The organism is Acinetobacter sp. 22301 (genome assembly GCF_052045285.1).
Classification (GTDB): Bacteria; Pseudomonadota; Gammaproteobacteria; order Pseudomonadales; family Moraxellaceae; genus Acinetobacter; species Acinetobacter pittii.
Genome location: NZ_JBQEOR010000013.1, coordinates 14606 through 26547, shown reverse-complemented (window position 1 = coordinate 26547; position 11942 = coordinate 14606). Strand labels below are relative to the sequence as shown.

Sequence of the window (11942 nt, the reverse complement as noted above, 5' to 3'; positions counted from 1 at the left end):
CCTAAGGCGCTTTTTTATTAACTTTTTAGGCTGGCTTACGTAAGTCTTTACGTAAGATTTTGCCTACGTTTGATTTAGGTAATTCATCCATAAACTCAACATAACGAGGGCGTTTATAACCTGTTAAGTTTTCTTTAGCAAAGTTCAAAATTTCTTCAGTCGTTAAGCTTTGATCTTTTTTCACGATAAAGAGTTTTGGCACTTCACCTGATTTTTCATCAGGAACACCAATTGCGGCAACTTCCAATACTTTTGGATGTTTAGCAATAACTTCTTCGATTTCGCTTGGATAAACGTTAAAGCCAGAAACCAAAATCATATCTTTTTTACGGTCTACAATTTTAGTATATCCACGGCTATCCATAACGCCGATATCACCAGTACGGAAAAAACCGTCTGCAGTCATGACTTTCGCAGTCTCATCAGGACGCTTCCAATAGCCTTTCATGACTTGAGGACCACGAATAGAGATTTCACCTTGCTCACCTAAGGCAACTTCTTTACCATCATCATCTAAAATAGCAACTTCTGTTAAAGGTAATGGAATACCAATTGTGCCGCTAAATTCAGTAGATGCAGGAGGGTTTGCAGTCGCTACCGGAGAAGTCTCAGACAAACCATAACCTTCAATAATGGTTGTACCAGTAATCTTCTTCCATGCTTCTGCTGTAGAAGGTAGAACTGCCATACCACCACCCATCGCCATTTTTAGATTGCTATGGTCAAGTTGTTTAAATTCTTCATTGTTTACTAAAGCATTAAATAATGTATTTACTGCTGGGAAGAATGATGGCTGATATTTACGTAATTCATTAATTACCGCTGGTAAATCACGTGGGTTCGGAATCAAGATATTTGCCTGACCTTTATACATACCGTACATCGCGCAAACCATGAACGCAAAAATATGATAAAGCGGTAATGCACAAACAATACGGTCGCCTTTAGCACCATCATTTGCACCAAATTTACTTTGGAAGATACCATCACACTGTAAAAGGTTGGCAACCAAATTAAGATGTGTTAATTCCGCACCTTTTGAAACACCTGTAGTACCACCCGTATATTGAAGCACGGCAGTATCACTTAAAGTTAAATTTGGACGTTTATAATTACTCGGACTTACTTTATTTAATGCTGTATTAAATTTAACGTACCCTGGAATATTCCAAGCAGGAATTTGCTTACGTACTTTACGTAATACAAAATTTACTAATGTACCTTTAAGCGTACCAAGCATATCTCCTACTGTCGCAACCACAACATGCTTCACAGGAGTTTTGCCTAAAATGCTTTGGTAAACACTGGCAAAGTTTTCGATAATCACGAGTACTTCTGAACCCGAGTCATTTAATTGATGCTCAAGCTCACGCGCAGTATAAAGTGGGTTTACATTCACTAATACTAAGCCTGCACGTAACACAGCTAATGCAACTACAGGATATTGCAATACGTTTGGCATCATCACTGCCACACGAGTTCCCTTTGCCAACCCCAAATTTTGCAAATAGGTCGCGAACTTACGGCTTGCAAGTTCCAACTCGTTAAATGACATCGCTTTATCCATAAAGATAAAGGCATCACGAGAACCAAATTTTTGGAAATTACTCTCAAAAATATCAACAAGAGAGGTATTTTCCGCAGGCAATGCTACTGTTTCTGGAATCCCTGTTTTTTGGTATTCTGCAAACCAAATCTTTTCCATAATGCCATTATCTCCGATTCGTAATCCTTAGTAATAACTGTTATTCAATGCCCCAGCTATTCTTTAGCTTCTTGGTGCCAGAACATATTTAAAACTTATTGGCACATTCATGACACTTTCGAACAAGATTATGAGACAGAAGTTTTGACAATTTGACCCTGTCAAATTTTTTGCATGGAGTACAAATTGCGTACTCCAAATTGCTGTCCTTTTAATCGTTATCCAATACCAATAAGTTCAGTTCATTGCTTGAACTTATTGCCATATATAGCGTATTTATGTTGCCCGACGCTAGCTTTATCTCTGAATCAACAGTTTATTTGCTTTTTGATATCCACGTGGTAAGAGGTGACCTTTTGAAGCTCGTTTACCCATGTATTTTTGTAGATCATCACCTTTTAATTTTAGATGTTGTTGACCTGCAACCACCTGAATTATTTCATCTAAGTTCAGGGTTGTCATGGATAAAATCTGCTCTTTCGCTTCAAGTTGTATCAACTTATTACCTTTACCCTTATTTAAATTTGGCAGTTCTGATAAATCAATAATCAAGAGTCGACCTGCTGAGCTGAGTACAGCCAAATGTGTCATGTTTTGGGCAGATATTAACGGTAGCGCTTTTGACTTTTCAGGTACCGACAAGAAGCTTTTTCCTGCCTTAGCATTAGTATCTAACTGTTTGACTTGAGTTTTAAAACCATAACCTGATGAGCTAGCAGCAATAAGTTCTGACTCTTCATCATCTAAATAGACCTGAATAAACGCGACTCCACTTGCAGGAGCAAGCTTCGAACTTAATGGCTCGCCTAAACCTCTTGCTGATGGCAAACTGCTAATAGGCAAGGCATAACTACGCCCTGTCTCATCAAGGAAATAAATTCGTTGATTGGTTTTACCCACCGCATGACTTAAATATTGGTCACCAGCACGATAGTTTAAATTCTCTGCATCAACATCCGCACCTTTTGCAGCACGAATCCATCCCGCCTCAGATAAAACTACCGTTACTGCTTCAGCCGGCATTAAATCTTGTTCTCTAATTTGAACAGCTTCAGCACGTGCAACAATTGGAGAACGGCGTTCGTCGCCAAACTTTTTCGCATCTTCTTTTAATTCGCCAATAATCAGGTTTTTTAAAGATTCTGGGTTTTCTAATTGTTCACGAATAATCGCTGCTTTTGCTGAGAGCTCATCCTGTTCTTGACGGATTTCCATCTCCTCAAGTTTTGCTAAATGACGTAACTTGAGTTCTAAAATTGCTTCTGCCTGTATCTCATCAATTTTGAAATGATCCATCAATACAGGTTTAGGTTGGTCTTCTTCACGAATAATACGAATAACTGTATCAATATCAAGATAAGCAATTAAAAGACCTTCCAAAATATGCAGGCGCTTTTCAATTCGGTTTAAATGATATTCTAAGCGGCGAGTTACCGTTTTTTTACGGATCTCAATCCACTCAAGTAAGATACGTCGAATCGACTTAACCTGAGGGCGACCATCCTCACCAATCATGTTTAAATTAACACGATAGCTTGATTCTAAATCGGTAGTCGCAAATAAGTGGCTCATCACCGCTTCAGCATCAATACGGTTAGAACGCAGTACAATCACGAGTCGTGTTGGGTTTTCATGATCCGACTCGTCACGCACATCCACCACTAATGGTAGCTTCTTAGCCTGCATTTGGTCGGCAATTTGAGTGATCACCTTAGAACCCGATACTTGATACGGCAATTCGGTAATCACGATTTCATTTTTTTCGATGGTATAAACCGCTCGCATACGGTAACTACCACGTCCAGTCGTCTGGATTTTGAGTAATTCTTCTGGCTGAGTAATAATTTCAGCTTTGGTTGGTAAATCTGGCGCTGGAATATACTCAGCCAATTTCTCGTCTGATGTTTGCGGATTACGAATTAAGGCAATTGTTCCTTTAATCACTTCACGCAAATTATGTGGCGGAATATCAGTCGCCATACCAACCGCAATACCAGTTGTACCATTCAGCAGAATATTAGGAACTCGTGCTGGCAAAGTAATCGGTTCTTTTAATGAACCATCAAAGTTATCTTGCCATTCACTCGTGCCTTGTCCTAACTCACTTAGTAATAACTCGCTGTAGGCAGAAAGTTTTGCCTCGGTATAACGCATCGCAGCAAACGATTTAGGGTCATCTGGTGAACCCCAGTTCCCTTGACCTTCAATTAAAGGATAACGATAACTAAATGGCTGAGCCATCAACACCATGGCTTCATAACATGCCGAATCACCATGCGGATGATATTTACCTAGTACGTCACCTACAGTACGGGCCGATTTTTTTGGCTTACCACTGCTTTTTAAGCCCAACTCGCTCATGGCGTAGACAATACGGCGCTGTACAGGTTTTAAGCCATCACTGATATGTGGCAATGCACGGTCCATAATGACGTACATGGCATAATTCAGGTAAGCCTGTTCAGTAAATTCGGCTACAGAGCGGTTTTCTGTCGCTTGATGCGCAAGGCTGGTCATAGTCAGCTTATCTTCCAAATCAGTCGTTATTTTAAGTGAGTCTTATGCTAAGTGGGCTATGTTACAGACACAAGAGGGACTCTGTCACCTGAGCGTCAAATTATGTCTCATCTCTCTATATTTTTAGTTACTTGCTATAAAGTTAGGCAAACTAGAGACCTATCGACTCTAGTCTTTTACCTTGGGTTTCTTCACCTAATATTAAAATTACAGCTGCAACCAAAAGTAAAACAATAGTAAACATCATAAAAACATGGCTAAACCCATTTTTGGAAACCATCATATGAGTGACAACTATCGGCGCCAAAATTCCACCTAAACGGCCCATTGCCGATGCCCAGCCCGAACCAAAAGCCCGAATGTTGGCTGGATATTGCTCTGGTGTATAGGTATATAACACTCCCCATGCACCCAAATTAAAGAAGGACATGAGACAACCCCAAAACATAATGCTATTTACACTATCGGCTTGTCCAAAGAAATATGCAGACAAGGCACAAAACCCGATAAATGCAGCGAGTGTAATTTTTCTACCCAATCGCTCTACAAACCATGCCGCTGCCAAGTAGCCTGGTAGCTGCGCCAAAATCATAAGCAAAACATATTCAAATGATTTGACAATATCATAGCCCTGTTTCACTAATAAACTTGGCAGCCACGTAAAGATCCCGTAGTAGGAATACACAATTCCAAACCAGATGAGCCAAAGCATTAAACTACGGCGAGCAAATTGACCACTCCAAAGTTGTTTAAAAGAGACTTTTTGTCGCATGGCTACAGGCACGACTTCAATATGATGAACAATTTGAACGCCTGCTTGAGCTTCTAATTTTTGAACTAATGCGTGTGCTTCTTCAACACGTCCACGATTAATCAGGTAAGGTATCGATTCAGGGAGTTTTTTCCAAATCACTAAAATATAAATTAGTGGGAGGCCGCCCATAAGAAATGCAATGTGCCAACCAAATTTAGGAATAATAAAATAAGAAATGAGTGCAGCAACTAACCAACCCAAACCCCAAAAACTTTCGAGTAGGACGATAAAACGACCACGTACATGGGCAGGTATATATTCACTCACCAATGTCACTGCAACGGGTAACTGTCCACCAAGCCCAAGACCAACAATAAAACGGAAAATTAATAACCACTTCAAATCTGGAGCAAAAGCACATAAGGCAGTCGCAATACTATAGATGGCCATGGTAACTGCAAATATTGTCTTACGGCCAAAGCGGTCTGCTAAAGCTCCTGAGCAAACAGCTCCAATAGCCATTCCTACAAAACCGATACTCACAATCCAACCGCTTTCGGCTGGTGTTAATGCCCAGTCTTTAACAAGCGTTGTCATAATAAAGGCAATGATCCCTGTGTCCATCGCATCAAACATCCAACCTAAACCAACCACCCACAGTAATGTGTAGTGAAATTTGCCAATTGGAAGATTTTGTATACGTGAAACCAGATCCATAGGAAAAACTCTACTGGAAAAATAAGTGAGCAAGACAATATATTTTATTGTTATAGCATGCTCACATCGAATTCTGCATGATTAATGTTCGTCAGTTGAAGAAGCCGATTCTGCATCATCATCTTTATAAATAAATTTAGGCATTTCTAAGCCAAAATAGATTGCAATCAGACGTAAGGTAAAGCCAAAAATTAAAGTTGAAATAACGGTTAACTCTAGGCTTAATCCTAAATCCTGACAAACCCAGTAACAGATGACTGCCACAAAAGAGATACTCGCATAGAGTTCACGGCGGAAAACGAACGGGACATCGTTACATAAAATATCACGTAAAATACCACCAGATACTCCAGTCAACACTCCAGCTACTGCTGAGACGACAAAACCATGTCCCATTTGTAAGGCAATCTGGCAACCAATGATCGTAAAACCAATCAAGCCTAAAGCATCGAGCACCAAAAAGATGTTATGTAAATGACGCATCCATTTGGCAATAATAATCGTGACAAATGCAGCACAGCAGGTCAGAACTAAGTATTCAGGATGTTTTACCCAAGTTAAAGGATAGTGACCAAGCAATACATCTCGCACCGAACCACCACCTAAAGCAGTCACACAGGCAATCAGTACGACACCGAACCAGTCCATACTCCGTCGACCAGCAGATAATGCTCCTGTCATGGCTTCCGCAGTAATCGCAATAATATAAATAACGGTGAGTAACATCGCCCTTTCCCTCAGGCCAAACAGTGGGCGTATTTTAAGATAAACTTACAGAAATTGTGCACAGCATTGCTTAAATTTTTTTCCTGAACCACATATACAAGGTTGTTTCATGGTGACCTGCATATCGACCGTTGGGTCGAGGAAAAACCATTTTTGCTGGTGATAAACAAAATGTGAAACCTCATGATGAATTTGGGCTTTTTGTCCATCATGATAATGAGCCTTGAACTCAACCTGTGCATGGGTTTTATCTAATTTTTCGTTGGCGTTAACCACCTCTAAACCCAACCACTGATTTTGTTTGCTCCACTCTGCGATAGCATCTTTATCAAGTGTTGTTTGCTGACCTAAAGCAGTCGTTTGCACAATATAATCAATTTGCTGTAATGCGAAAGCGCTATAACGTGAACGCATAAGCTGCTCTGCCGTTAGTGCTTTGGCTGTGCCTAAATGCAAAGGCTCACAACACTGTGTATAGCTGCCTTTTCCACATGGACAAGTTTGTTGGGTCATTTGGTATTTCTCAAATAAAAAATAGCTCAGAGTTGAGCTATTTTATGATGTTTCTAGACTTCAAACGTCATTTAATCTTTTGATTCATCTTGCTCGATAGAAACAATATGAACTTTCTCAATTTTATGACCTTCCATTGTAATCACTTCAAAGCGATAACCATCTGCCTCAACAGCTTCACCATTTTCCGGTAAACGGCCTAAATGGAACAACAAATAGCCGGACAAAGTTGAATACTGTTCACTTTCGTCAACGAGATCACGACCTAATAAAAGTGATACGTGGCGAATGTCAGTCGAACCTTCAAGCATTAATGAACCATCTGCCAAGCTTTCAGCAGCAGCGTCTAACTCATCTTCATCTGGGAATTCACCAGCAATTGCTTCTAAAATATCAATTGGTGTTGCAATACCTTCGATTGAACCATATTCATTTAATACGATCGCCATTTGTAAAGGTGCTTGACGCAATTGCTCCATCACCATAAGCACTTGAGCATTTTCATGCACAATTACAGGTTCACGTAGATGCTTTTGGAAATCAATTACCCCTGTTTCAATAAAGTTGTTTAAAACTTTATGCGTAAGCGCAATACCCTCAATATTATCAAGTTCACCGCGTGCAACGATCAAACGAGAATGTGTCATCGACATTAAACGCTCTTTTAAAACGTCAGGCTCATCATCTAAGTCAATCCACTCAAGTTCAGGGCGTGGAGTCATAACAGACTTTACAGGACGCTCTGATAAACCAAGCACACCTTGTACCAGCACACTGTGATAAGCGCCATTTTCTTCGTCAAAAACTTCATCAGCAAAAGCTTGCGTCGCTAATACATCTTCTTTATCAGAAGATTGATTGTCTGAAGAACCAGCGCTTTTGCTGCCTAACATACGTAAAACCGCAGAAGCTGTGCGATAACGCAAGTCTGTGGTTGTAACTAGCTTTTCCTGATTGCGACGCATGCTCTGATTGATAACTTCCACCAAAACTGAGAAGCCAATTGCAGCATATAAATAGCCCTTCGGAATATGGAAACCAAAGCCTTCCACCACCAAAGAGAAACCGATCATCATCAAGAAGCCAAGACACAGAATGACAACTGTTGGATGTTTATTGACAAAGTCCATGAGTGGTTTTGATGCCCACAACATGATTCCGACAGCAATCACAACCGCAACCATCATGATTGACAGCTCTTTCACCATACCTACAGCTGTAATCACACTGTCTAGTGAGAATACCGCATCAAGTACAACAATCTGGACAATGACCATCCAGAATGCAGCATGAACAGGATTATCTTCTTTATGAAGTTGTTTCCCTTCCATCCGTTCATGCAATTCCATGGTGCCTTTAAAGAGTAAGAACACACCACCGAATAACAAAATCAAATCACGACCAGAAAATGGTTGATCAAAAATATGGAAGAGTGGCTCAGTCAGTGTCACAACCCAAGCAATCGAGGCTAAGAGTACAAGACGCATTCCTAACGCGAGCACCAAACCGATTATACGGGCTTTAGCTCGTTGCTCTGGCGGTAATTTCTCAGCCAAAATCGCGATAAAAACGAGGTTATCGATCCCCAATACAATTTCAAGAACGATTAAAGTTGCTAAACCCACCCACGCAGAGGGATCAGACATCCATTCAAAGATCATCGATCCTGCTCCTGTGTTGTTTGGATTTTATCTTTATTTGGCAACACAACAGGCGCGCCTATACAAAGGGGGGAAAATGTTTTTTTAAGACAAGAAATTAAAACGGAGCGACTACAACCACTACCCATATTTGTTCATATGTTGTTAAAAGAATTTTTAGTATAGGCAAGATTTAACATAAATTCATCATTTTTATTTGTTCATGACCAGCATTCACCAAACCCATACAAAACATGAATCTTTCTTATAAATCTGCTTATAAAGTTGTCATATCTTTTGCTTACTGTAGACAAGAAATATGAACGTGATAAGGTAAAAATAAAACAATGAATAGCGTATTAACAATGGCAGTAAATGATTCACCAATAACAGCTGTAAAAACAAAACAACCTCTTATTGCATTATATTGTGGTTCACGTGCAGGAAATAACCCAATCTACCGAGAAAAAGCAATTGAACTTGCTCATGGAATCGCTGAACAAGGCTTTGGATTAGTCTATGGCGGTGCTAGTATCGGTTTAATGGGACAAGTCGCAGAGAGCGTTCTCGCAAACGGCGGAGAAGCTGTCGGTGTGATCCCTGAATTTATGCTTGATTATGAAGTCGCACATGCAGGCCTAACTGAATTACATGTCGTAGAAACCATGCATGAACGTAAAGCCATGATGGCAGAGCGCGCAAGTGCATTTATTGCGTTACCAGGTGGTTTAGGAACATTTGAAGAAATATTGGAAATAGCCACTTGGGGCCAACTCAACCAACATCAAAAGCCTATGATTTTATATAATGTAAATGGCTTTTATAACGCTCTTATTGCTCAATTAGATCATGCAGTTCAAGAAGGTTTCCTTCCCCTTCAGCACCGAGCTAAATTAATTGTATGTGATGATGTTAACCAAATTTATAACGTCATTAAAAACTTAAAAATGCCAAAAAGATTTGTTGTCTAGTTGTCCCCCTACTCTATTTAAAAAAGCGGTTCTGCCGCTTTTTTTGTTTTAACTATTTTCACCTCTACCTTCAAAAGAACTTAGATTTAGTAAAGGGGTATTCAACATTGGCTTACTTCTTTTAAATTCAATTTGTTTTACACTAGACCAAAACGTTAATTTTAAAATGTTATGAATGCCACGCTGACTCACCAAGCCTTGCAACCCGAATATCGACTACTCGTTCTTTTGGTTTCTATTGGCTTTTTTATGCAGGCCTTGGACACAACCATTGTAAATACTGCTATTCCTGCAATGGCTCATCATCTAAATGAAGATCCTTTACGCATGCACAGTGTAGTGGTGGCCTATGTATTATCGGTTGCTGCCTGTATTCCTCTAAGTGGCTGGTTAGCAGACCGCTTTGGTGTTAGAAATATTTTCTTGTCGGCAATCGTCATTTTTACTCTGGCTTCTTTAGGTTGTGGTCTTTCTCAGAGTCTCAATCAGCTGTTATTTTTCCGAGTCATCCAAGGCATAGGCGGCGCCTTACTACTTCCTGTTGGCCGATTATCACTTTTAAAAATTATTCCTCGAACTCAGTTCTTAGCTGCGATGAGCTTAATGAGCCTTGCAGGTTTACTCGGACCTTTGGCTGGTCCAACTTTGGGCGGATGGTTGGTTGAAGTTGCAACTTGGCATTGGATTTTCCTGATTAATATTCCTATGGGCATACTTGGCATACTAATGACACTAAAAGTCATGCCAAATGTAAAAGAACCCTCAGTCAAAACATTTGATTTGGGTGGCTTCATCTTATTAGTCGTGGCCATGATTGGCTGGTCTTTAGGGATCGAACATCTAGCCTCACCTGAATATTCAAAATGGTTTAGCATTTCATTATTAGTCGTCGGAATAATCGCAACACTATGGTATGCCTACCATTCACATACTCATCAAAATGCATTATTTCGTAGCCGACTCTTTAGAAACAAAATTTATGCGATTGGTATTTTAGGTAATTTCTTTGCCCGCTTTGGAGGTAATGCTTTACCTTTTGTTTTACCGCTCATGCTACAGGTGGCTTTTGGCTTTGAACCTTTCATAGCAGGTTTAATGATGATTCCCTTGGTATTGGGCTCATTATTTTCAAAGCCAATTGTCAGGCCTATTATTCAAAAAATTGGCTATCGACGTTTTTTACTCATTAACACAACATTAGTTGGGCTATGTATTGCCTCTTTTGCCATCATGACCGTCGATACTCCAACTTGGTTTAGAGCCTTGCACTTTTTCTTGTTTGGCACATTAAATTCACTGCAATTTGTTGGCATGAATACATTAACCTTGAAAGACTTGCCTCAACAAGATGCGAGTAGCGGTAATAGTTTCTTGTCGATGATCATGATGCTATCAATGAGTATTGGTGTTGCACTGGCAGGTACCCTCATTAATATTTTTACTAATTATTATGGTGCAGACCACGTGACAACAGCGTTTCATGTCACTCTCATTTGTCTCGGTTGTATCAATGTCATTACTGCATTTATTTTCTGGCAAATTCCAAAGGATACGTCTGTATAAGCGGTTGCATTTTTAGCATGGTTTCTCGCTCGCGAATCACGCTATGATGTCGACTTCAAATTTTAACGAGTTTTGAATGAGCAAACTGGCTAAAACTTTTTTCACATCACAGCACAATACCCTAATCGGAATTGGCTTAGCTTGTGTTATGGGAGTCTTAGCTTATTTTGGTTTGTTCTATCAACAAAAAGCTATTGCGCAGGATTACCCAGTGCAAGGGTTCGATGTTTCTCATCATCAAGGTGATATTAACTGGAAAAAAATATCACCGGAAAAATTCCAATTCGTCTATTTAAAAGCGACTGAAGGCGGCGATTACAAAGATTCAAAATTTCAGGAAAACTGGCTCAAGGCACGTGAACATGGGTTTCATGTAGGCGCTTATCACTTTTATCGTCTATGCCGTGATGGTAAAACGCAAGCAGATAACTTTATTTCGGCTGTACCCAACAAAGCCGATGCCCTTCCTCCTGTTATCGATCTAGAATATGACGGTAACTGTATTAATACGCACACCAAAGAACAATTACTTAAAGAAATAGGCATCATGCATGACCGCTTAAAACAGCACTATGGCAAACAGCCCATCTTTTATATTTCCAAAACTTTTTACCACATTGTATTAATAGGAAGTTTTCCTAATACACCGCTTTGGGTTAGAGATTACGAAGGAAAACCTGAGCTGAAAGACAAAAGAAAATGGCTCTTTTGGCAACATAGTAATCAAGGTAAAATTGAAGGCATGACAAAACCAGTAGACTTAAATGTTTATGAGGGTTCAGTCAAAGAATGGCATCAATTTTTACAGCAGCAAGGCATCGTGAAAGCACAATAAT

9 protein-coding genes are annotated in these 11942 nt (G+C 39.8%); 3 read left to right on the top strand and 6 right to left on the bottom strand.

Features of this window, described 5'->3' with window-relative positions:
* Positions 1–25: 25 nt before the first annotated feature.
* The 6 genes from ACTJJH_RS16080 to ACTJJH_RS16055 form a co-directional block, all read right to left on the bottom strand.
* Positions 26–1705: a long-chain-fatty-acid--CoA ligase gene (locus ACTJJH_RS16080; RefSeq protein ID WP_002121274.1), complete on the bottom strand. Its 1680-nt coding sequence runs from the start codon at positions 1703–1705 to the stop codon at positions 26–28.
* 297 nt (positions 1706–2002) lie between these two features.
* On the bottom strand, positions 2003–4222 hold the full coding sequence (gene parC, locus ACTJJH_RS16075; protein WP_002121254.1) for a DNA topoisomerase IV subunit A: 2220 nt from the start codon (positions 4220–4222) through the stop codon (positions 2003–2005).
* A 151-nt stretch (positions 4223–4373) separates the two neighbouring features.
* Positions 4374–5693 carry a niacin transporter NiaP gene (niaP, locus tag ACTJJH_RS16070; protein WP_002121171.1) on the bottom strand — a complete coding sequence of 440 codons (1320 nt, stop codon included), beginning with the start codon at positions 5691–5693 and terminating at the stop codon, positions 4374–4376.
* An 81-nt stretch (positions 5694–5774) separates the two neighbouring features.
* Positions 5775–6419 carry a trimeric intracellular cation channel family protein gene (locus tag ACTJJH_RS16065; protein ID WP_002121256.1) on the bottom strand — a complete coding sequence of 215 codons (645 nt, stop codon included), beginning with the start codon at positions 6417–6419 and terminating at the stop codon, positions 5775–5777.
* A 45-nt stretch (positions 6420–6464) separates the two neighbouring features.
* On the bottom strand, positions 6465–6932 hold the full coding sequence (locus tag ACTJJH_RS16060) for a YchJ family protein (protein ID WP_262729115.1): 468 nt from the start codon (positions 6930–6932) through the stop codon (positions 6465–6467).
* Positions 6933–7003: 71 nt separating this feature from the next.
* The gene (locus ACTJJH_RS16055) at positions 7004–8593 is read right to left on the bottom strand and encodes a TerC family protein (RefSeq protein WP_440601444.1); all 1590 of its coding nucleotides are present in this window, start codon (positions 8591–8593) and stop codon (positions 7004–7006) included.
* Between the two features lie 326 nt (positions 8594–8919).
* Between ACTJJH_RS16055 and ACTJJH_RS16050 the strand changes: the two genes are divergently transcribed.
* From ACTJJH_RS16050 to ACTJJH_RS16040, 3 genes are all read left to right on the top strand, one after another.
* A complete protein-coding gene (locus ACTJJH_RS16050) occupies positions 8920–9543 on the top strand; it encodes a TIGR00730 family Rossman fold protein (RefSeq protein ID WP_002121666.1) in 624 nt (207 codons plus the stop codon).
* Positions 9544–9714: 171 nt separating this feature from the next.
* The gene (mdtD, locus tag ACTJJH_RS16045) at positions 9715–11106 is read left to right on the top strand and encodes a multidrug transporter subunit MdtD (protein WP_262729117.1); all 1392 of its coding nucleotides are present in this window, start codon (positions 9715–9717) and stop codon (positions 11104–11106) included.
* A gap of 76 nt (positions 11107–11182) precedes the next feature.
* Entirely contained in the window at positions 11183–11941 is a 759-nt protein-coding gene (locus ACTJJH_RS16040; protein ID WP_161283102.1) for a glycoside hydrolase family 25 protein, read from the top strand.
* Position 11942: the final 1 nt, after the last annotated feature.